Source organism: Pseudomonas sp. CFII68, assembly GCF_000416195.1.
Lineage (GTDB): Bacteria > Pseudomonadota > Gammaproteobacteria > Pseudomonadales > Pseudomonadaceae > Aquipseudomonas > Aquipseudomonas kilonensis.
This window is the reverse complement of the sequence record NZ_ATLN01000082.1, coordinates 59,457-79,071: the sequence shown is the minus strand read 5'-3', so window position 1 is coordinate 79,071 and position 19,615 is coordinate 59,457. Positions and strand designations below refer to the sequence as shown.

General features: G+C 61.7%; 20 protein-coding genes. 14 read left to right on the top strand and 6 right to left on the bottom strand.

The annotated features are described in order from the left end of the window. The first annotated feature begins 163 nt into the window (after positions 1–163). The 4 genes from CFII68_RS13935 to CFII68_RS13950 all read left to right on the top strand — a co-directional run bounded on the left by CFII68_RS13935 (position 164) and on the right by CFII68_RS13950 (position 3,557). The gene (locus CFII68_RS13935; protein WP_018607015.1) at positions 164–1,258 is read left to right on the top strand and encodes a serine hydrolase; all 1,095 of its coding nucleotides are present in this window, start codon (positions 164–166) and stop codon (positions 1,256–1,258) included. Continuing rightward, a complete protein-coding gene (locus CFII68_RS13940; protein ID WP_018607013.1) occupies positions 1,255–1,566 on the top strand; it encodes a hypothetical protein in 312 nt (103 codons plus the stop codon). The genes CFII68_RS13935 and CFII68_RS13940 overlap by 4 nt, the downstream gene beginning before the upstream one ends. A 244-nt stretch (positions 1,567–1,810) precedes the next feature. Continuing rightward, the gene (locus tag CFII68_RS13945) at positions 1,811–2,398 is read left to right on the top strand and encodes a YceI family protein (RefSeq protein WP_018607012.1); all 588 of its coding nucleotides are present in this window, start codon (positions 1,811–1,813) and stop codon (positions 2,396–2,398) included. A gap of 1 nt (position 2,399) precedes the next feature. After that, positions 2,400–3,557, top strand: coding sequence for a phosphatidylserine/phosphatidylglycerophosphate/cardiolipin synthase family protein (locus tag CFII68_RS13950; RefSeq protein WP_018607010.1), 1,158 nt, complete (start codon positions 2,400–2,402; stop codon positions 3,555–3,557). 140 nt (positions 3,558–3,697) lie between these two features. Here CFII68_RS13950 and bglX read toward each other — a convergent pair whose 3' ends face one another. Continuing rightward, positions 3,698–5,989 (bottom strand): beta-glucosidase BglX, encoded by a 2,292-nt coding sequence (gene bglX / locus CFII68_RS13955; RefSeq protein ID WP_018607008.1) that lies wholly within the window; start codon positions 5,987–5,989, stop codon positions 3,698–3,700. A 251-nt stretch (positions 5,990–6,240) separates the two neighbouring features. Here bglX and CFII68_RS13960 point away from each other — a divergent pair, with 251 nt between their 5' ends. The 6 genes from CFII68_RS13960 (at position 6,241) to CFII68_RS13985 (ending at position 11,083) form a co-directional block, all read left to right on the top strand. Beyond that, a complete protein-coding gene (locus CFII68_RS13960; protein WP_018607006.1) occupies positions 6,241–6,849 on the top strand; it encodes a LemA family protein in 609 nt (202 codons plus the stop codon). A gap of 136 nt (positions 6,850–6,985) precedes the next feature. Beyond that, positions 6,986–7,735, top strand: a complete 750-nt coding sequence (locus tag CFII68_RS13965; protein ID WP_018607005.1) for a YgcG family protein — start codon at positions 6,986–6,988, stop codon at positions 7,733–7,735. Between the two features lie 27 nt (positions 7,736–7,762). Beyond that, positions 7,763–8,380, top strand: a complete 618-nt coding sequence (locus CFII68_RS13970) for a TPM domain-containing protein (protein WP_003198695.1) — start codon at positions 7,763–7,765, stop codon at positions 8,378–8,380. Between the two features lie 243 nt (positions 8,381–8,623). Continuing rightward, positions 8,624–9,841: an SAM-dependent methyltransferase gene (locus tag CFII68_RS13975; RefSeq protein WP_018607003.1), complete on the top strand. Its 1,218-nt coding sequence runs from the start codon at positions 8,624–8,626 to the stop codon at positions 9,839–9,841. A 234-nt stretch (positions 9,842–10,075) separates the two neighbouring features. Continuing rightward, positions 10,076–10,657, top strand: a complete 582-nt coding sequence (locus tag CFII68_RS13980; protein WP_018607000.1) for a DJ-1/PfpI family protein — start codon at positions 10,076–10,078, stop codon at positions 10,655–10,657. An 81-nt stretch (positions 10,658–10,738) separates the two neighbouring features. Then, on the top strand, positions 10,739–11,083 hold the full coding sequence (locus tag CFII68_RS13985) for a YegP family protein (RefSeq protein WP_018606998.1): 345 nt from the start codon (positions 10,739–10,741) through the stop codon (positions 11,081–11,083). 163 nt (positions 11,084–11,246) lie between these two features. Here the strand turns inward: CFII68_RS13985 and CFII68_RS13990 are convergent, their stop codons facing one another. Next, a complete protein-coding gene (locus CFII68_RS13990; RefSeq protein ID WP_018606996.1) occupies positions 11,247–12,266 on the bottom strand; it encodes a DUF4917 family protein in 1,020 nt (339 codons plus the stop codon). A gap of 140 nt (positions 12,267–12,406) precedes the next feature. On the opposite strand from CFII68_RS13990, the gene yiaY reads away from it, so the two are divergent. Beyond that, positions 12,407–13,555, top strand: a complete 1,149-nt coding sequence (gene yiaY, locus CFII68_RS13995; RefSeq protein WP_018606994.1) for an L-threonine dehydrogenase — start codon at positions 12,407–12,409, stop codon at positions 13,553–13,555. Here the strand turns inward: yiaY and CFII68_RS14000 are convergent. Both CFII68_RS14000 and CFII68_RS14005 read right to left on the bottom strand, forming a co-directional pair. Further along, a complete protein-coding gene (locus CFII68_RS14000) occupies positions 13,552–14,715 on the bottom strand; it encodes an MFS transporter (RefSeq protein ID WP_018606992.1) in 1,164 nt (387 codons plus the stop codon). The genes yiaY and CFII68_RS14000 overlap by 4 nt on opposite strands. Positions 14,716–14,728: 13 nt before the next feature. Beyond that, the gene (locus CFII68_RS14005; protein WP_018606990.1) at positions 14,729–15,964 is read right to left on the bottom strand and encodes an aminotransferase class I/II-fold pyridoxal phosphate-dependent enzyme; all 1,236 of its coding nucleotides are present in this window, start codon (positions 15,962–15,964) and stop codon (positions 14,729–14,731) included. 257 nt (positions 15,965–16,221) lie between these two features. Here CFII68_RS14005 and fos point away from each other — a divergent pair, with 257 nt between their 5' ends. After that, entirely contained in the window at positions 16,222–16,638 is a 417-nt protein-coding gene (gene fos, locus CFII68_RS14010; protein ID WP_018606988.1) for a fosfomycin resistance glutathione transferase, read from the top strand. A gap of 28 nt (positions 16,639–16,666) precedes the next feature. Here fos and CFII68_RS14015 read toward each other — a convergent pair whose 3' ends face one another. Together CFII68_RS14015 and CFII68_RS14020 are read right to left on the bottom strand one after the other, a co-directional pair. After that, complete coding sequence (locus CFII68_RS14015) at positions 16,667–16,951, bottom strand: type II toxin-antitoxin system RelE/ParE family toxin (RefSeq protein ID WP_018606986.1); 285 nt, start codon at positions 16,949–16,951, stop codon at positions 16,667–16,669. After that, a complete protein-coding gene (locus CFII68_RS14020; protein WP_018606984.1) occupies positions 16,941–17,180 on the bottom strand; it encodes a CopG family ribbon-helix-helix protein in 240 nt (79 codons plus the stop codon). Before CFII68_RS14020 ends, CFII68_RS14015 begins: the two co-directional genes overlap by 11 nt. A gap of 250 nt (positions 17,181–17,430) precedes the next feature. Between CFII68_RS14020 and CFII68_RS14025 the strand changes: the two genes are divergently transcribed. Then, on the top strand, positions 17,431–18,780 hold the full coding sequence (locus tag CFII68_RS14025) for a diguanylate cyclase domain-containing protein (protein ID WP_018606982.1): 1,350 nt from the start codon (positions 17,431–17,433) through the stop codon (positions 18,778–18,780). A 248-nt stretch (positions 18,781–19,028) separates the two neighbouring features. After that, positions 19,029–19,532 carry a DUF4142 domain-containing protein gene (locus CFII68_RS14030; protein WP_018606980.1) on the top strand — a complete coding sequence of 168 codons (504 nt, stop codon included), beginning with the start codon at positions 19,029–19,031 and terminating at the stop codon, positions 19,530–19,532. Positions 19,533–19,615: the final 83 nt, after the last annotated feature.

Genomic DNA, 19,615 nt, shown 5'->3' with positions numbered 1-19,615 from the left:
TGGTGCAAGCCTTGCTCCCACAGGTCTACGGCAGACTGTCATTAGGCATTGCACCTGTGGGAGCAAGGCTTGCCCGCGATGGCGTCGGGACTGTCGACACAAGCCTCGAAATTGTCATCAAGTCTGAATAGGCTCTGAAGGTTCAACCCTGCGAGCCCCGAGCATGTCCAAAGGTTGGTTCCTGATCCCGCTGCTGTTGCTCAGCCTGAGCGCCCACGCCGAAGACTGGCCCGGCGAGCAATGGCCAAGTGGCCCGACCCCGAGCGGGCCGGCCATCGAAGCCTTGGAACAATACGCCTTCCCACCCCGGGACGATGCGAGCCGCGAGGGCATCCGCACCGATGCGCTGCTGGTGATCCAGGACGGTCGGCTGGTCTACGAACGCTACGCCGGGCCGACGACCGCCGAGACCCCGCACCTGACCTGGTCCATCAGCAAAAGCCTGCTGGCGACGGTGTTCGGCGTGGCCTACGGTGAAAAGCTGTTTGGCCTGCAAGACCCGGCCGCCAAGTATTACCCGCCACTGAGCCGACACCCGGGCCTGACCCTGGCCGATCTTTTCCACTGGGCCTCAGGCCTGGATTGGCAGGAAGACTACGAATACGCGCCGCTCAACTCTTCGGTGGTGGCGATGCTCTATACCCGTGGGCGTCATGACATGGCGGCGTTCACTGCGCAGCATGAAAGCTTCAGCCCGCCGGGGCAGGCGTTCCGTTATTCCAGCGGTGACAGCAACTTGCTGGCGGCGGTCTTGAAAACCGTCGTCGGCCCGGCGCGCTACCCCGACTACCCTTGGACGGCTTTGTTCGACCCCCTGGGCATCCGCCACGCCATCTGGGAAACCGACGCCAGCGGTACGTTCGTGGGATCGTCCTATGCCTATCTCACCGCGCGGGATTTGGCACGTGTCGGGTTGTTGCTGCAACGGGACGGCCGCTGGGGCGGACGGCAACTGCTCCCCAAGGCCTGGGTCGCGTTCAATCGCCAGCCTTTTGCCCACTTCCAGGCCGGCCAGGACGAAGCCGTGCCTGGCGGGCATTGGTGGCTCAACCGAGCCGCCGATCCGGCGATCCACCCCTGGCCCGATGCGCCGCCGGATACCTTTGCCGCGTTGGGCCATTGGGGCCAGGCGCTGTACATCATTCCCAGCGCCAAACTGGTGATCGTGCGCTACGGCGACGACCGCGACGGCAGCTATCGCCATAACGAATTGCTCAAGCGCGCCATGGCGGCGTTCGCCGGGACGGTGCAGCCATGAAGCGCAGAGTGTTGCTCAGCCTGTTGTCGATGCTGTTCATCGCCCTGTTCAGTTGGGTCTGGCTGGAGCGGGTGGCATTGCGGGCCTTCCCCGACATCATCAGCGCCTACACCGCCAAGGAATACTGCTCGTGCCGCTATGTAATGCAACAACCGGTCGAGTATTGCCGGGGTTATGTGAAGCAGTCAGTGCCCACCGATGATTTTTTCGATGCGCCTGAAGCCAAACGCGTCACCGTCAGCGGGTTGGGGCGTAGCAACAGTGCGCAATGGGTGGGTGAGCGGCAGGGGTGTCGGTTGGAGCCCTGAACTAACCGTTGGCAACAAGGCCTGTGGGAGCAAGGCTTGCCCGCGATGGCATCCTTGAGGCCGCCATCGCGGGCAAGCCTTGCTCCCACAGATAAACCCCTTCACCCCAGGAAGCCTTGCTCCCACAGATAAAACCCTTCACCTCAGGTTCTCTGTATTCCTGATCGTTGTTGCAACAGACAGTTTGCAAGCGCCCTCGGCCCGGTTAAGGTTCGCCACAGGTTTATCTGCCCCCCGAGTGTGTATGTTCAAGCGGTTTTTCCCTCACGCCGCCAGCTTGCTGCTGGCCTGCGCAGCGCTGCCGGCCCAGGCCGACTGGTACCTGGATAGCGAATCGTCGCGGCTGTCGTTCATCAGCAGCAAAAACGGCAACGTCTCCGAGGTCCAGCGGTTCCTGGTGCTGCACGGTCAAGTCCAGCCCGAGGGCTTGGCGCGCCTGGAGGTGGAGCTGGAGTCCATCAACAGCGGCATTCCCTTGCGCGATGAGCGCATGCGCGCCGAGCTGTTCGAGATCCAGCAATTTGCCGAAGCCACTGTCACCGCAAAAATCGACCTGGCGCCGATCCAGGACCTGGCCAACGGCGCGCAGTTGGAGTTGCGTCTGCCGCTGACGGTGAACCTGCACGGCAAACAACATGAATACCCCGTCGAACTGCTGGCGACGCGCCTGGATGAACGCCGCTTCCAAGTGGTGACCTTGGAACCGGTGGTGCTCAACGCGGCCGATTTCGATCTGGCGCCGGGGCTGGAAAAGCTGCGAAACCTGGCCGGGTTGTCGGCCATCAGCCTCTCGGTGCCGGTGAATGCGGTGCTGATCTTCACGGCGCGCTGACATGAGCGGCCCGGTATTTCCCTGGCGTGAAGGCAATCGCTTCGAGCTGTTGATCGATGGCCCGCAGTTCTTCCCACGCATGCTGGTGGAAATCGCCCGTGCCCGGGAACAGGTCGAGCTGGAACTCTATCTGGTGGAGGCGGGCACATGCGCCGAGGCGATGGTCCAGGCGCTGGTGCAGGCCGCCGAGCGTGGCGTTCGCGTGCGGTGCCTGTTCGATGACTACGGCAGCCTGGCGTTTACCCTGGCCCTGCGCAAGCGTCTGATCGAGGCCGGGGTGGAGTTGCGTTTCTACAATCGCCTGAGCTGGCGCCGCTGGGTGCGCAACCTTTACCGGGATCACCGCAAGCTGTTGTTGGTGGATCAACGCTTGGCCGTGGTCGGCGGCACCGGGGTGACCGATGAATTCTGGAACCCCCTCGACGACCGCAGTGAGTGGCACGAAGTGATGGTGGAAATCGTCGGCCCGCTGGTGCTCGACTGGCAATTGCTGTTCGACCGCCAGTGGCTCGCCAACCGTCATCGGCGAGCCTGGAAACCGGCGTCCAACTTCGGCTTGCCGCGCCTGCCGCGGGTACCGCCAGTGGGCGAGGGCATGGGCCGGGTGGCGTATGCCGACGCCCGCCAGCATCGCGACATCCTGCAGTCGCTGTCGCGGGCCTTGAACAGCGGCCAGAAACGCATCTGGATGGCGACACCGTATTTTTTGCCGACCTGGAACGTGCGTCGTTCCTTGCGCAAGGCCGCCGCCCGCGGCATCGATGTGCGCCTGCTGCTGACCGGTCCGCGCACCGATCACCCGTCCGTGCGCTACGCCGGGCACCGTTATTACCCACGATTGCTCAAGGCCGGCGTGCAGATTTTCGAATACCAGCCGTGTTTTCTGCACCTGAAGATGGTGCTGGTGGACGACTGGGTCAGCATCGGCTCCTGCAACTTCGATCACTGGAACCTGCGCTTCAACCTGGAAGCCAACCTCGAAGCCCTGGATTCCAGGCTCAGCAGTGCAGTGGCGGCCAGTTTCGAGCGGGACTTCAGCCAGAGCCTGCAAGTCAGCCTCGACGCCTGGCAGCGCCGACCGTTGTGGAAGCGCTTCAAGCAGCGGCTGTGGGGGTTGGTGGATCGGGTGGTGGTGAACTTGCTGGATCGGCGAGGTTAAGCGCAATCCTTGAAAACACATGGAACCCCATGTGGGAGCGGGCTTGCTCGCGAAGGCGGTGTGTCAGCCGACTCAATTGCTGACTGATACACCGCCTTCGCGAGCAAGCCCGCTCCCACAGGGTCATGCATGTTGTTGGATCAGAGCAACTCAAAACTCTGCTGCTTCACTTCCTGGGAGTCCAGGCCGATCTGCACGTTGAACTTGCCCGGTTCCGCCGCGTACTTGAGTTGGGCATTGAAGAACTTCAGGTCGTCTTCGGTGATGGTGAAGTGGATGACTTTCTTCTCGCCGGCCTTGAGCATCACTTTGCGGAAGTTCTTCAGTTCCTTCACCGGGCGAATGATCGAGCCGGTCACGTCCTGGATGTACAGCTGCACCACGGTTTCACCGTCACGCTTGCCGGTGTTTTCCAGTGTCACGCTGGCATCGAGCTTGCCGGTCTTGTTCAGCGTGGTCGACGACAGGGCCATGTCCGACAGGCTGAACTCGGTGTAGCTCAAGCCGTAGCCGAACGGATAGAGCGGGCCGGTGGTGTCATCGAAGTACTGCGAGGTGTAGTTGCCCGGCTTGCCTGGCGTGAATGGCCGGCCGATGCTCAGGTGGTTGTAGTAGGTCGGAATCTGCCCCACCGAGCGTGGGAAGGTGATTGGCAGCTTGCCCGACGGGTTGTAGTCGCCGAACAGCACATCAGCGATGGCGTTGCCGCCTTCGGTGCCGCTGAACCAGGTTTCCAGGATCGCATCGGCCTGCTGCTTCTCATCCAGCAACGCCAGCGGGCGGCCATTCATCAGCACCAGCACCAGCGGCTTGCCGGTGGCTTTCAGGGCCTTGATCAGCTCGCGTTGGCTGGCCGGGATGTTCAGGTCGGTACGGCTCGACGATTCATGGGACATGCCACGGGATTCACCCACGGCGGCCACCACCACATCGGCATCCTTGGCGGCTTTCACTGCTTCGTCGATCAGCACCTGGGCCGGGCGCGGGTCGTCTACCACTTCCGGGGCATCGAAGTTGAGGAAGTTCAGGTAGTCGAGCACCTTCTTGTCGCCGGTGATGTTGGCGCCACGGGCGTAGATCAGCTTCGAGTCAGTGCCCAGGGCACGGGTCATGCCGTCGAACAGGGTGACCGATTGCGCAGGCCGCCCGGCCGCGGCCCAACTGCCCATCATGTCGATCGGTGCCTTGGCCAGCGGGCCGACCAGGGCGATTTTCGCCGTCTTCTTCAGGGGCAGGGTCTGGTTGCGGTTTTCCAGCAGGACCAGGCTGCGGCGCGCCACGTCACGGGCGTCGGAGCGGTGCATGCGGCTTTCGGCGTAGGTGTCGGCCGGGTCGTCCTCGGCCTTGCCGATGCGCAGGTACGGGTCCTTGAACAGGCCCATGTCATATTTCGCCGCGAGCACTTCGCGCACCGCGTTGTCGATGTCGCTCTGCTCGATTTCGCCGGCCTTGAGCAACCCTGGCAGTTCCTTGCCATAGAGCGAGTCGTTCATGCTCATGTCGATACCGGCCTTGATCGCCAGTTTCGCCGCTTCGCGACCGTCCTTGGCGACGCCGTGCTTGATCAGTTCGAAAATGGCGCCGTGGTCACTGACCGCCAGGCCCTTGAAACCCCATTCCTTGCGCAGCAGGTCGTTCATCAGCCAGGTGTTGGCGGTCGCCGGCACGCCGTTGATGGAGTTCAGCGCGACCATCACCCCACCGGCACCCGCGTCGATGGCGGCGCGGTAGGGTGGCAGGTAGTCCTGGTACATTTTCAGCGGACTCATGTCCACGGTGTTGTAGTCCCGGCCGCCTTCCACCGCGCCGTACAGGGCGAAGTGCTTGACGCTGGCCATGATGCTGTCGGCCGCGTTGGCGCCGTTGCCCTGGAACGCCTTGACCATCACCCCGGCGATGCGCGACACCAGGTAGGTGTCCTCGCCGAAACCTTCGGAGGTGCGGCCCCAGCGCGGGTCGCGGGAAATGTCGACCATCGGCGCAAAGGTGATGTCCAGGCTGTCGGCGGCCGCTTCCTTGGCCGCGATGCGGCCGGAGTGGTAGATCGCGTCCATGTCCCAGCTCGAGGCCAGGGCCAGGGGGATCGGGAAAATCGTGCGGTGGCCGTGGATCACGTCATAGGCGAAGAACATCGGGATCTTCAACCGGCTGCGCATGGCCGCGTCCTGCATCGGACGGTTTTCATCGCGGGTGATGGAGTTGAACGTGCCACCGATGTTGCCGGCGGCGATTTCCTTGCGAATCATCTCCCGGGGCATTTCCGGGCCGATGCTGATCAGGCGCAATTGGCCGATCTTCTCGTCGAGGGTCATCTGCTTCATCAGGTTGCTGATGAAGGCGTCCTTGTTCTCTATGGGGGCTGGCAGGTTGTCGGCTAATACGGATTGACTGGCCAGACTGACAAACAGGCCCAGCAAACACAGCTTCTTCATGAATAATTTTCTCGCAAGCCTAAAGGGCGGTAATCAGGACACGCCGGTCAGCCAAAATGTGAGGAGCGGCTATTGTTGTTCAGTTAAATGCAGCACACTTTCGAACCCATTGGGCTGAACTTAGTTTCGCACTGCGCATCTTTTAGCCCATCGACCCGTTTCAATCCAGTGCGGCGGCAGATTATGCCCCAGGCGCCGGTGAGATAGGTGGCCGGTTTTTTCCAATGTCATGCCAGGGAGCGCTTCCTCCAATGAATCCACGACTGAACCACCTTCGCAGCTTGCCGATGCTGGCCCTGATGCTGCTCACCACGGTGCTGGCCGGTTGCGGCATCAATAACATCCCGACCCTGGACGAGCAGGCCAAGGCCGCCTGGGGCCAGGTGCAGAACCAGTACCAGCGCCGCGCCGACCTGATTCCCAACCTGGTGGAAACCGTCAAGGGCTACGCCCAGCACGAGCAGGACACCCTGACTGCCGTGATTGAGGCACGGGCCAAGGCGACGTCGATCCAGGTCGACGCCAACACCTTGAACAACCCGGAACAACTCAAGCAGTTCCAGCAGGCCCAGGACCAGTTGAGCGGCGCGTTGAGCCGGCTGATGGTGGTGGTCGAGCGTTATCCGGACCTCAAGGCCAACCAGAATTTCCTGGCGTTGCAATCGCAGCTCGAAGGCACCGAGAACCGCATCGCCGTGGCCCGTCGCGACTTTATCCTGGCGGTGCAGAAGTACAACACCGAAATCCGCACGTTCCCGGGGCGCCTGTGGCACAGCGTGATGTACAGCGACCTGCCGATCCGCGAAACCTTCGAGGCTACCAGCCCCAATGCCGAAAAAGCCCCTGAAGTGAAGTTCTGAAAAAACGCTGGGAGCGAGCCTGTGGGAGCAAAGCTTGCTCGCGATGGACGATAACGCGGTCATTAGAAAGACCGAGGTGCCTTCATCGCGAGCAAGCTCGGCTCCCACACCCGCTCGCTCCCACACAGGAGTTCCAATGCGCGTGTTGAAATTTGGCCTGGTGCTGTTGCTCTGGGTGTTTGCCATCACGGCCCAGGCCGAGCTGAAGTTTCCGGCATTGACCGGGCGGGTGGTGGACGCCGCGCAGATGCTCGAACCGTCGGTGAGCGCGCAACTGGAAGCGCAGCTCAAGGCCCATGAACAGGCCACCGGCGAACAGGTAGTGGTGGTCACGCTGGCGGACCTGCAAGGCAGCAGCATCGAAGACTTCGGTTATCAACTGGGGCGCCACTGGGGCATCGGGCAGAAGGATAAAAACAACGGCGCACTGCTGATCGTCGCCCGGGATGACCGTAAACTGCGCATCGAGGTGGGCTACGGCCTGGAGGATCGCCTGACCGACGCGCAGAGTTCGGTGATCATCAACCAGGTGATCACCCCGGCCTTCAAGACCGGCAACTTCAACAAAGGCATCAGCGACGGCGTCGCGGCGATGCTGGTGGTGCTGGGCGGCAGCCCGTTGGACGAGCCGGCGCCGGCGTACAGTGCGCGCGGGCAGCAAGAACCGAGTGATTTCGTCGAGCGCCATCCCGGGCTGTTCATCTTCCTGGTGATACTGTTTATTTTGACGATATTGGTCTGCCAGATGCTCGGTATCCTGCCGACCGGAAGCGGTGGCTCCAGCCGTTCGGGCGGTTCCGGTGGAGGCTTCGGCGGCGGAGGCGGCGGGGGCTTCAGTGGTGGCGGTGGCAGTTTCGGGGGCGGCGGTTCGTCGGGCGGCTGGTGATAATAATAATGAGCAGGCACTTTTAACATGGCATTACTGACTGAACACGAACAACGCAAGGTCGCCGAGGCCATCGCCCGGGTCGAGCGGCATACCGACGCTGAGCTGGTCACGGTGCTGGCCGCCCGCGCCGACGACTACGCCTATATCCCGCTGTTATGGGCCAGCCTGCTGGCCCTGGTGGTGCCCGGCGTGGTCCATTACCTCTCCGGTTGGCTGACGATGCACAGCCTGTTGCTGGTGCAGTGGGTCAGCTTCATTGTGCTGTGCCTGGTGTTTCGCATCCCCAGGATCACCACGCACCTGATCCCCCGTTCCGTGCGTCACTGGCGGGCCTCCAACCTGGCGCGCCGGCAATTCCTCGAGCAGAACCTGCACCACACCGTGGGCAGCACGGGGATGCTGATCTTTGTCTGCGAGGCTGAGCGGTACGTGGAAATCCTGGTGGACGAAGGCATTTCCAAGCGCCTGGACAACAAATGCTGGGATGCCATCGTCGCAGCGTTCACCCAGCAGGTTCGCCAGGGGCAGACCTTGCAGGGTTTCGTGACCTGCATCGAAGCGTGCGGCGAATTGCTCAAGGAGCACGTGCCGGTGACCCAGGAGCGCAATGAACTGCCGAATCGGTTGGTGGTGCTGGGCTGAAAACTTCCTGCCAGCACAAGCCTGTGGGAACAAAGCCTGTGGGAGCAAAGCCTGTGGGAGCAAAGCTTGCTCGCGATGAACGATAACGCGGTGAGCCTGCACAATCGCAGCGCCTGCATCGCGGGCAAGCCTTGCTCCCACAGAGGCTACTGCTCGCCACACCAACTTTTCCGTGCCCTCGCTGCCCATCCCCCCTAAAATACCCGCCATTCCCGATTCGCCCCGCCCCGAGGCCGCTTGTCCATGTCTGCCACCGCAACGCCCGTCCGTCCCGCGCCGGATCACCACGCCCAGTTCATCGAGCTGCTGCGTACCAGCCTTGAACAAAACGCTTTCATCAAACTGGTGCTGGCCAAGTACGTGGGTGACGAAGCGGACCTCCAGCGGCTGATCATCAAGCAGCTGACAGTCAAGGACCAGCCGTGCCTGTCCTTCGTCTACCGCTACAAGACCCGCGACATCACCAAGAATTTCCCGCTGGCCGAAGGGGTGGAAACCATTGCTGCGCTGTTGCCGGCATCGTTCAAGAACGCGCATTTGCTGGCGGTCACCGACGAGGCGCAGTTGGAGTACAGCAAGAAGGGCAAGAGCTCGCTGTTCAAGAGCAAGCCCCAGCAACTGCGGGAAGTGCCGTCTGCCGAGCACAATCGCGAGAAAAATCGCTTCCTCGACCTGAGCCGGCCATTTTTGGCCGACCTGGGCGTGACCAACCACAAGCACGAGCTGATTCCGGCGATGTCGCGCAAGTGGAAGCAGATCAACAAGTTCATCGAGGTCTTCAGTCATGCGCTGACGTCTTCGCCGCTGGCCCTGGACAAACCGGTGCGGGTCTCGGATTTCGGTTCGGGCAAAGGCTACCTGACGTTCGCCATCCACGATTACCTGCGCAACACCTTGCAGGCCGAAGGCGTGGTGACCGGTGTCGAGCTGCGCGAAGACATGGTCAAGCTGTGCAACGAAGCCGCCGCGCGTCTGGAACACCCGGGCCTGAGCTTCCAGCACGGTGACGTGCGCAGCGTGGCGCCGAGCGCGGTGGATGTGATGATCGCCTTGCACGCCTGCGACATCGCCACCGACTACGCAATCCACATGGGCATTCGCTCGGGCGCCTCGATCATCATGTGCTCGCCGTGCTGCCACAAGCAGATCCGCTTGCAGATCCAGAGCCCGGCCTTGCTCAAGCCGATGCTGCAATACGGCCTGCACCTGGGTCAGCAGGCGGAAATGGTCACCGACAGTTTGCGGGCGCTGTTCCTGGAAGCCTGCGGCTACGAGACCAAGGTCTTCGAGTTCATTTCCCTGGACCACACCAACAAGAACAAGATGATCCTGGCCGTCAAACGCGCCGAACCGGTGGACCCCACCGAGCTGCTGGCCAAGATCCAGGAACTCAAGGCGTTCTACCACGTTACCGAGCACTGCCTTGAAACGCTGCTGCGGGCCGATGGTTACCTCGCCTGAAGCTGGTGCCCCAAATACTGTGGGAGCAAAGCTTGCTCGCGATAAGGGCGACACGGTTTAACTGCTAGAACCGCGTCATCGTTCATCGCGAGCAAGCTTTGCTCCCACAGGACTCGCTCCCACAAGGGCAGAGGTGCAGCCCGTCAGGTAATCAGCGCTTATCCCTCATCCACCGACGTAGCGGACTACCTTTAATGCGTTAACCACCCACGCATCCCCAAAGGAGCCCACCCCATGCCCGTCAAGAAAATCCTCATGCTGGTCGGCGATTACGTCGAAGATTATGAAGTCATGGTGCCGTTCCAGGCCCTGCAGATGGTCGGCCACACCGTACACGCCGTGTGTCCGGACAAAACCGCCGGACAGACGGTGCGCACGGCGATCCACGATTTCGAAGGCGACCAGACCTACAGTGAAAAACCGGGGCATTTGTTTGCCCTCAACCATGACTTCGCCAACGTCCAGGCCGCCGACTACGACGCGCTGTTGGTGCCGGGTGGGCGAGCGCCGGAATACCTGCGCCTGAATGAAACCGTCCTGCAACTGGTGCGCGATTTCGATCTGGCGGGCAAGCCGATTGCCGCGGTGTGCCACGGTGCGCAATTGCTGGCGGCGGCGGGCATCCTCGAAGGGCGCGAATGCAGCGCCTACCCGGCCTGTGCTCCGGAAGTCCGGCTGGCGGGCGGGACCTATATCGACATTCCCGTGACCCAGGGCCATGTCCAGGGCAATCTCGCGACCGCACCGGCCTGGCCTGCGCATCCGAACTGGCTGGCGGGATTCCTGACGCTGCTGGGCACGGCCATCACTTTGTAATAACGCCGCACAGCGGACTGGCAAGGCAAGCGCAGCGGGTCTTTACTCTCGGGGCATGTCTTCATTACCAGGAGAGAAATCATGTCCGGATGGTACGAAATCAGCAAAAGCAGCAGCGGCCAGTTTCGGTTTGTGCTCAAGGCGGCCAACGCCGAGACAATCTTGACCAGTGAGCTGTACACCACCCGCAGCGGTGCCGACGGTGGCATTGCTTCGGTGCAGAAAAACAGTCCGTTGGCCGAGCGCTATGAACTCAAGAACACCAAGGACGGCCATCCGTATTTCAACCTCAAGGCGGCCAACCATGAAGTGATTGGCAGCAGTGAGGCTTATTCATCGGACGCGGCCCGGGACAAAGGCATCGCCAGCGTCAAGGCCAACGGACCGACGACGGTCATCAAGGACAAGACGGTGGCTGCGCTCTGACAGGACAGTAATAAGGAGATCTGTGGCAAGGGGATCTGTGGGAGCAAGGCTTGCCCGCGATGCAGGCGCTGCGATTGTGCAGGCTCACCGCGTTATCGTTCATCGCGAGCAAGCTTTGCTCCCACAAATGAATCCCCCTGGTCATGCGGGTTTACCCTGCCTTTTAAACCTCCACCGGCACCGACAATTTCGGATCACCCAGCGGATGGCTCTTCGCATCGAAGAAGCGCAACTGCACCTCCAGCCCCTGGAACACCTTGGCGTAATGCCGCTTCTGATGCTGGATGAACGCCTGACTACGGGGATAGATCGAAATCGCCACGGTTTTCGGTGCGGCCAGGCGCAGGGCTTGCACGATGTGGTTGTCCTGCTCGCCCAGGGCATGGCCGAACAGGCACAGGTTGTCGCCATGCTGCAGCAACTGGTCGTAGCAGAACGACAGGTAATCGCTGCTGCGGATGGTCTTGAGCTTGTCCTGGCTCGGGCCTTCATTGACGAACAGCGGCACATCGTCGAGGGTCTTGATCGTGTTGTTGATGGCGAAACTGCCCAGCAAGGTGCCTTCGGTGGACGTGAGCTTGCGCGCCGTGCCGTCCTGGTTGCGCACCAGGTGCAGGCCGCCGTGCAGGTACAACAGGCGTGGTTTGTCGGTGGTCGCCTGGCTCAGGTCGAAACTGTGGTCGTCGCCGAAGAACAGGTCGCTGATGCCCTCAGGCGCCTGCTGGATCGCCCAGTAGTTGAGCAGGTCGTAGTTGGTGGTGAACACCGTGCGGTAGCGGCCCAGCTCCTGGTTGAGCGTCGCCAGGGTCGACGGTTGCACCAGGCGCCATGGGATGTGCACCGCATGCACGGTGTTGATCAGCGCTTCCTTGATCGCGTAATAGCGATTACGCGGCGCGGCGGAGCTGACGGCCAGGGCCTTGTTGACCCGACTGGTGGTTTTCAGCGCAGCGAGCACCTGTTCGAAACTGCGCGTCTGCATCGCGTCGAACACGCTCAACTCCGACGGGCTCAGGGGTTTTTCCTCGACGGTGCGGGCATTTTCGAACAGCGAGTCATAGCCGAAATCATCCCACACCGCGCGGCTGGCGCCGTTGCCCACCAGCAGGCCGTTGAAGGCGGTGTCGGCGCGCAGGGCCTCCCAGTCTTCGAGCCGGGTGTCGTATTCCTGGAAATCGGTCATCGCAAGGATCATCTCAAAACGTGGCAAAGGCAGGGCGCGACTTTATCACGACCCAGTCTTGAGCCAGATCAAGATGCGTCATGACTAGTCGGTCATTCTGTAGGCCCTGCCGATCCGGCCTCAACCAGGAGCGTGACCCCATGAGCAGCACTTTTTTTATTCCCGCCGTGAACATCATGGGGCTGGGCTGCCTCGATGAAGCGATGATCGCTATCCGCAACTACGGCTTTCGCAAAGCCCTGATCGTCACCGACGCGGGGCTGGCCAAGGCCGGTGTCGCCAGCAAAGTGGCCGGGCTGCTGGCGTTGCAGGACATCGACTCGGTGATTTTCGACGGCGCCAAGCCCAACCCAAGCATCGCCAATGTCGAGCTCGGGTTGGGGCTGCTGAAGGAGAGTCAGTGTGATTTCGTCGTGTCGCTGGGCGGTGGTTCGCCCCACGACTGCGCCAAGGCCATCGCCCTGTGCGCCACCAACGGTGGGCAGATTCGTGACTATGAAGGCGTCGACCGTTCGAGCAAGCCGCAGTTGCCGCTGATCGCCATCAACACCACGGCGGGCACCGCCAGCGAAATGACCCGTTTTTGCATCATCACCGACGAGACACGCCACGTGAAAATGGCGATTGTCGATCGCAACGTGACACCATTGATGTCGGTGAACGACCCGGCGCTGATGGTGGCGATGCCCAAGGGCCTGACGGCCGCCACCGGCATGGATGCACTGACTCACGCGATCGAGGCTTATGTCTCCACCGCCGCCAACCCCATCACCGATGCCTGCGCCCTGAAGGCCATCACCCTGATCAGTAACAACCTGCGCCTGGCCGTGCGTGACGGCAATGACCTGACCGCGCGGGAGAACATGGCCTACGCGCAGTTTCTCGCGGGGATGGCATTCAACAATGCATCGTTAGGCTTCGTGCACGCGATGGCGCATCAGTTGGGTGGCTTCTACGACCTGCCTCATGGTGTGTGCAACGCGGTGCTGTTGCCTCATGTGCAGAGCTTCAACGCTTCGGTGTGCGCCGTTCGCCTGACCGACGTGGCCCATGCCATGGGCACCGATACACGCGGCTTCAGCCCGGAAGAGGGCGCTCGGGACGCCCTTGCGGCGATCCGCAAACTGGCCCTTGACGTGGACATTCCGGCCGGTTTGCGTGACCTGGGCGTACGCCTCAACGACGTACCGGTGCTGGCTGCCAACGCCTTGAAAGACGCCTGCGGCCTGACCAACCCACGGGCGGCGGACCAGCGGCAGATCGAAGAGATTTTCCGCAGCGCGTTCTAAGCGACCCGGGGCGGCATGAACCTCACACAGAGCATCGCCGCCGTCCCCAACACCGCGCACAACGCCGCCAGCGGCCAGGCCTGTTGACTCAACAACAGGCTGGCCATGGCACCGATCACCGAGGCCATCAGTTGGTGCAGGAACCCACTCAATGCCATGGCATAAGCGCCGGCCACCGGTGAGCCTTCGTTGGCCAGGGACAGGCTGATGGGGTAGTTCAACGACTGGCCGAACACCGCAAAGCAATACGGCAACCAGAAAAGCAGCGCGATGCTGCTCAGGGTGAGGCTGCCTGCCAGCATGGTCGTGCTCCCGCCCAACACCAGCGCGATGCCCCAGCCCATCATTCGCCGTTGACCAGTACGCAGTACAAAAGCGTTCACCACCAGCGCCCCAAGCAAGTACGCGGCACTGACCGGCCAGCCCAGCAGGCCGTATTCAATGGGCGACCAGTGGAAGCTCTCCTGCAAGATCAGCGGCGCGGCGGTGTTGAAGGCGACGATCACGCCGTAACCCAGTCCACCGGCCAAGGCCGGCAGCAGGAACGCGCGTTGCCGGAGAATGTGCCCGTAGATGCCCCATGCCGATTGCCCGTTGCCGGCTTGCACCAGCACCGGGAACCTGGCCCGGGACACCGCCGCTGCCATGGCCAGGCTGACGGCGCCCAAACCGTAGAAAATCGCCTCCCAGCCAAAAGCGGCCTGGATCAGCGAACCCAGGTACTGGCCGATACCGAGGGCAATCACAAAGGCGATCGATATCCATGACAGCGCCTTGGCCAACAGGTCGCCGCTGAAACTGTCCCGAATCAAGACCCGCGCCATCACCGAGATACCGCTGGCGCCGATGCCCTGGATCAACCTGAGCGTCAGGAACGCCTCCACGGTTGTGCCCAGCGGCAGGGCCAGGTTGCCCAAACCGTACAACCCCAAGGCCGCCAGCAAGACCGGCTTGCGCCCCAGCCGCTGGCTCAGGCTGCCCCACAGCAACATCGGCAGCGCCATGCCGATCAGGTACACCGACAAGCCCCAGGAAACCCGGGACGCATCGGCGCCCAGGTCCCGGGCGATATCGGGCAGGGCCGGCAAGTAGATGCTCATGCCCAGTTGGGCCAGGAAAACGGTGGTGCAGGTGACGATCAGGGTTGTACGGGTCTTCATCGAGCGTCCTGTCTCAAGGGCGGATGTCACGCCCGTGGGTCAGCAGCAGTTCGGTGATCTTTTCGCAAAACGAGCGAATCACGTTCGGCTCCATGTCGGCGCGCAGGGTAATGCGAATGGCGGCCTTGCCTTGCGGCACCACGGGGAAAAAAACCGCTGAAGTGAAATACCCCAGTTCGGCCAGTTCGACGGCCAGGCTGTTGGCCAGGGTAGCTTCACCGCAGGGCACCATGCGGATCGCCATGGGATTGCCGTGCTGTTCAGTGCGCACGAGGCTGTCGAAGAAGCGGATATTAGCTTGCAAACGCTCCTGCAGGGCGCTGAATTCTCGACTGCGGTGCAGGCGGATCGACGCCATGCCGGCGCCGATGGCCGCTGCGTTCAGGCTCTGGGACCAATTGCTCGGCCCACCGTAACGCTGCACCAGCGCTTTGTACCGCTCACTGCCAAACATGACCAGCCCGCCACTGGCGCCGAATGACTTGGCCAATGAAGCAACGATCAGGGTACGTTCATCCACGGCCGGGACGCGCGAACGGACCAGGCCTGCGCCGGACTCCCCGACCGCAGACAATGCGTGGGAGTCGTCCAGATAGAGAAACAGGCCATAGCGCTGCTTGAGATACATCAGGCTGTCCAGGTCCGCCAATCCGCCCATGCTGTAGGCGCTGTCGGCCACGTATGCCACGTAGCGCTGGCGTTTGCACAGGTCTTCGATGAAGTCCATGTCGTTGTGCGGGCAGGTGATGACCTGGGTTTCATCGGCGCAGGCGGCCTTGCTGTGGTTCATCGAGTAATGGGCGTATTTGTCGAACACCATGACCGGCGAACACTGGTTGGTGAACGCGCCGCTGGCCAGCAACGGCAGGATTCCGGCGCTTGCCGCACTGCACGACAGGGCACTGAGGCAACTGGCCCCGAACAGCTCCGACAATTGGGTTTCGTACTCGTCCAGGATCGCCAGTTTGCAGCGATTCCTTGAGTTGGCGACCCGCAGGGTCCCGGTTTCCCACAGGGCAGTCATGGCGCCGTCCAGCAACGCGGGGTGATAGTCCAGGCCCAGGTAGGACGTGGTACAGAAGTGATGAAAGGTGCGACCGTATTGGTCGACCAGCACATTGGGTGTCTTGACCTCGACATTCAGCCCTGAGATTTTTCCGGCTTCGGTGCCCTGCCAGTTCTGGTCTGCGAGGGAAATCACCTTGCGGTAGTGGGTGAAGTGATGGGGTGCTTGAGCAGTCTGGTTCATGGTGCGATTACATTCCTTGGTGAGTGGCGCTGTCCGTGGGGTGTTTCGATAGCGGTGTGTTTCCAGACTTTACAGATTGTTGTGCAGGGCTTTGAATCGGCTGTTTCCGGCGTGCTTGAGTGTCACTGGAGATTTCTGCGTAGGACTTTGCCTAGGACCTTGGACGGGGAATCCGTCGGCGATGTCGGAGCTTGAAAGTACCCTGGGTTCGCCCCAAGCCCGCTGGGTTATCACTCTTTTCTGAAGGTTGTTTACTGATGCTCTCAGGCCTCAATCATCTGACCCTTGCTGTCACCGACCTGGATCGCAGTGTGGTTTTTTATGGCGAGCTATTGCAGTTGCGCCTCGAAGCCAAGTGGGACCGCGGGGCCTATTTGTCGCTGCCGGGTCTGTGGTTGTGCCTGGCTTTCGACCCGTTGCGCAGGCCCCTGCCGGCAGCGGACTACACCCATTACGCTTTCAGCATCGCTGCCGAGGATTTCCCGGAGCTGGTGGCGCGGCTGAACGCGGCCCAGGTGTCCTCATGGCGAGACAACCGCAGCGAGGGGGATTCGTTCTACTTTCTCGACCCGGATGGGCACAAGCTGGAAGTCCATGTGGGGGACCTGGCGTCGCGGTTGGAGGCCTGTCGGCAGGCACCGTATGCCGGTATGGCGTTTTTTACCGAGCCGTGATGGGCTGCGTCGAACCGAGTTGCTGCGCCTACCAGGCGTTGGGCGGCAATCGTCGCGTATGGAACAGTCGCAGGATTTGCACGCGCCCGTGGCGAACGCGATAGGGAATCAGGTACGGACGGTCGGGGACAACCCATTCACGGGTGCCAGCCAGGCGGCCTTCACGACCGGACGCCGGGAATTGGGCAAGTTGCTCGACGCTCATGAGGATTGCCTTGACGAAGTGCGCTGCTGCTTTTGGATTCTCCAGCGCAATGTAAGCGGCTTCGTCGTCCAGATTCTTGAGGGCAGTGCGCAGCCACTCAACCTGCATTGTTCATCCATTTTTCGGCAATCGCGTTGACATCCTCGGGACTGGCGAAGTCACCTGCATCTGCCTCATGCAAGGCTTCTTGGATTTCCTTGATCTGCCAGGCTTCACGGGCCAGGTATTCGCGTAGTGCATCGACGGCCAGGAATGACTTGCTGCGCCCGGTAGCCTTGGCCAATACCGCCAGGGTTTCGGCGACTTCATCGGGCAAGCGCAATGACATGACGGACATGATGATCTCGATGTAGTGGTTTGTAATACAACATACTACATCGTCCTTGAAGTGTTGCCAGTCCCGTTGGTCTCCATCGTTTGTGTGAATGTTCGCCCCGATATCGAGGCTCATCCTCTACAGTCTGATCCCCTGCGCTATCCTCATCGGTATTGGTGGGGCGCGTCGGTCTCGCTCGTTGTATCGGCGTCACGAACTGACCATCACCCGCTTCGCTCACCGTTGCATTATCCGGATGACCTCCAGCCCCATGGACACTCGAAGTTCCGCGCCGCTGGCCAGCTACATCGACCTTTTGCTGGACGCCGTGTGTGCCGTCGACGGCCAAGGGCGTTTCGTGTTTGTCAGTGCTGCCTGCGAACAAATTTTTGGCTACACCCCGCAGGAGCTGATCGGCCAGCCGATGATCGATCTGGTGCACCCCGCCGACCGCCAGCGGACCCTCGAGGCGGCCCGGGAGATCATGGACGGCGAGCCCAAGCTCAATTTCGAAAACCGCTACCTGCGCAAGGACGGTCGGGTGGTGCACATCCTGTGGTCGGCACGCTGGTCGCCGGCGGACCAACTGCGCATTGCCGTGGCCCGGGACATCACCGAACGCAAGCAGGCCGAGTCCCGACAGGCGGCGTTGTATGCGATTTCCGAGGCAGCCCATGCCGCGGCGGATCTGCTGGCGCTGTTCAAACGCATCCACCTGATTATTGGCGAGTGGCTGCCGGCGCTGAATTTTTCGGTGGCGCTGTATGACGAACAATGTTCGCAACTTAACTTCCCCTATCACGTCGACGACCGGGAAGGGCAGCCCGAATTGCCGGGCACGGTCACCGGGCGTTTGTGCGCCGAGGTGATTCGCAGTGGACAGCCAATCCTGCTGACGCCCGGTTGCAGCCACTTGCCGCCGGGGTTCGACGACCTTGTGGCGCAGCCGGATGCGCCGTGTTGGCTGGGCGTGCCACTGAACTCGCAGAGCGGCACGATTGGCGCGCTGATCGTCAAGAGCGCGCCGGACAATGTGCGCTACACCGAGCAGGACAAGGAGTTGCTGCAATACGTTTGCGCGCAACTCACCATCGCCATCGAGCGCAAGCAGTTGCACGCCCGGTTGCAGCACATGGCTCAGTACGATCAGTTGACCCAGGTGCCCAACCGCGAATTGCTCCGTGAACGGTTCAAGTACGCCTTGGCAACCGCCCGTGCTGCGTCCGGGCGCATGGCCTTGCTGTATATCGACCTGGACCGTTTCAAGCAGGTCAACGACACCTATGGCCACGGGGTGGGCGACATGCTGTTGCAAGCGGTGGCCAATCGTCTCAAGGGCTGCATCCGCGACACCGACACCGTGGCGCGTATTGGCGGCGACGAGTTCGTGGTCCTGCTGCACAGCATCCAGGCCCTGGAGGATGCCCACAGTGTGCGGGAAAAAATCCGCCATGCACTGGCCCAGCCACTGCGTCTGGACGGACACTGCCTGAGCATCGAGCCGAGCATCGGCGTGGCCTGTTTCCCCGACCATGGCACCGAAGATGTCGCCCTGTTCCGCCATGCCGATGAGGCTATGTACGCCGCCAAACGTCACAATCACCGGGCGTTCGGCATCTGATAGCGCGTCACCGTTCGTCGTGGCGCTGGACGTTTTTTCAACCTTTCAAGCGTGACCTTTTCAGATGTCAGGCGGGCCCCGCTCGCCGGAAACATCGTCCATGATCGAACGAAGATGTCTGGAGCGGGTCGCAGAAGGGGGAGAACCACTCAGCCGTACCTGGGTCAGACGTTTCGTTGATCATCATGGGTGGTTCTGATTCAGAGGCGGGAAACCCGTCAGAACTTTTATCAGAGGAGGGCGCGACCATGAGCCGTATGGCCAGCTTTTTTCGCACCACCAGTGTCGTCGTGCTGATGGGCCTGGGTGCCAACAGTGCCTGGGCCCAATCGCCTGCCGACTTCATCAACGATGCTTCCGCCAAAGGCATGGCCGACATCGAGGCCAGTCGCATGGCCCACGGGAAAGCCGAATCCAGGGAGGTCAAGGACTACACCATCATGGTGATCAACGACCGCACCACGGCCAATCAACACCTGGCGAAGATCGCCAAGAAGCTCGACTTGCCTGTCGCCCCCCGTGAGGAGGTGGCTGACAAGGCCAAGGCCCTGATCCCGCAGGTCAAGGAAGGCGAGTCGTTCGAGGCTGCGTATGCCGCCAGCCAGGTCAAGGCCACCGAGGAGGCCATCGCGCAGATCGAGCAGCAGGCCCAGACCACCGAAGTGCCGGAGATCAAGGCCTTCGCCGATGAAACGCTGCCTAAACTGCAGACCCATCTCGAAATGGCCAGGGCGCTGCAAGCCAGCCGCTGATCCGCTGCGTTTTTGTATTCAGGGCCGGGACGTTCGCGTCCCGGCTGATTTTTGCCCGCCAAAAGGAGAACCTTCCAGCGCAT

Bases quoted from the DNA above. Each gene is read 5' to 3' on its own strand.
- CFII68_RS13940 (WP_018607013.1), top strand. From the start codon at position 1,255: ATGAAGCGCAGAGTGTTGCTCAGCCTGTTGTCGATGCTGTTCATCGCC.
- CFII68_RS13980 (WP_018607000.1), top strand. From the start codon at position 10,076: ATGCCCGTCAAGAAAATCCTCATGCTGGTCGGCGATTACGTCGAAGAT.
- CFII68_RS13935 (WP_018607015.1), top strand. From the start codon at position 164: ATGTCCAAAGGTTGGTTCCTGATCCCGCTGCTGTTGCTCAGCCTGAGC.
- bglX (WP_018607008.1), bottom strand. From the start codon at position 5,989: ATGAAGAAGCTGTGTTTGCTGGGCCTGTTTGTCAGTCTGGCCAGTCAA.
- CFII68_RS14015 (WP_018606986.1), bottom strand. From the start codon at position 16,951: ATGCAGGTTGAGTGGCTGCGCACTGCCCTCAAGAATCTGGACGACGAA.
- CFII68_RS13970 (WP_003198695.1), top strand. From the start codon at position 7,763: ATGGCATTACTGACTGAACACGAACAACGCAAGGTCGCCGAGGCCATC.
- CFII68_RS14000 (WP_018606992.1), bottom strand. From the start codon at position 14,715: ATGAAGACCCGTACAACCCTGATCGTCACCTGCACCACCGTTTTCCTG.
- CFII68_RS14020 (WP_018606984.1), bottom strand. From the start codon at position 17,180: ATGTCCGTCATGTCATTGCGCTTGCCCGATGAAGTCGCCGAAACCCTG.
- CFII68_RS13990 (WP_018606996.1), bottom strand. From the start codon at position 12,266: ATGACCGATTTCCAGGAATACGACACCCGGCTCGAAGACTGGGAGGCC.
- CFII68_RS13945 (WP_018607012.1), top strand. From the start codon at position 1,811: ATGTTCAAGCGGTTTTTCCCTCACGCCGCCAGCTTGCTGCTGGCCTGC.
- CFII68_RS13950 (WP_018607010.1), top strand. From the start codon at position 2,400: ATGAGCGGCCCGGTATTTCCCTGGCGTGAAGGCAATCGCTTCGAGCTG.
- CFII68_RS13975 (WP_018607003.1), top strand. From the start codon at position 8,624: ATGTCTGCCACCGCAACGCCCGTCCGTCCCGCGCCGGATCACCACGCC.
- CFII68_RS13960 (WP_018607006.1), top strand. From the start codon at position 6,241: ATGAATCCACGACTGAACCACCTTCGCAGCTTGCCGATGCTGGCCCTG.
- CFII68_RS13965 (WP_018607005.1), top strand. From the start codon at position 6,986: ATGCGCGTGTTGAAATTTGGCCTGGTGCTGTTGCTCTGGGTGTTTGCC.
- yiaY (WP_018606994.1), top strand. From the start codon at position 12,407: ATGAGCAGCACTTTTTTTATTCCCGCCGTGAACATCATGGGGCTGGGC.
- CFII68_RS14030 (WP_018606980.1), top strand. From the start codon at position 19,029: ATGAGCCGTATGGCCAGCTTTTTTCGCACCACCAGTGTCGTCGTGCTG.
- CFII68_RS14005 (WP_018606990.1), bottom strand. From the start codon at position 15,964: ATGAACCAGACTGCTCAAGCACCCCATCACTTCACCCACTACCGCAAG.
- CFII68_RS13985 (WP_018606998.1), top strand. From the start codon at position 10,739: ATGTCCGGATGGTACGAAATCAGCAAAAGCAGCAGCGGCCAGTTTCGG.
- CFII68_RS14025 (WP_018606982.1), top strand. From the start codon at position 17,431: ATGGACACTCGAAGTTCCGCGCCGCTGGCCAGCTACATCGACCTTTTG.
- fos (WP_018606988.1), top strand. From the start codon at position 16,222: ATGCTCTCAGGCCTCAATCATCTGACCCTTGCTGTCACCGACCTGGAT.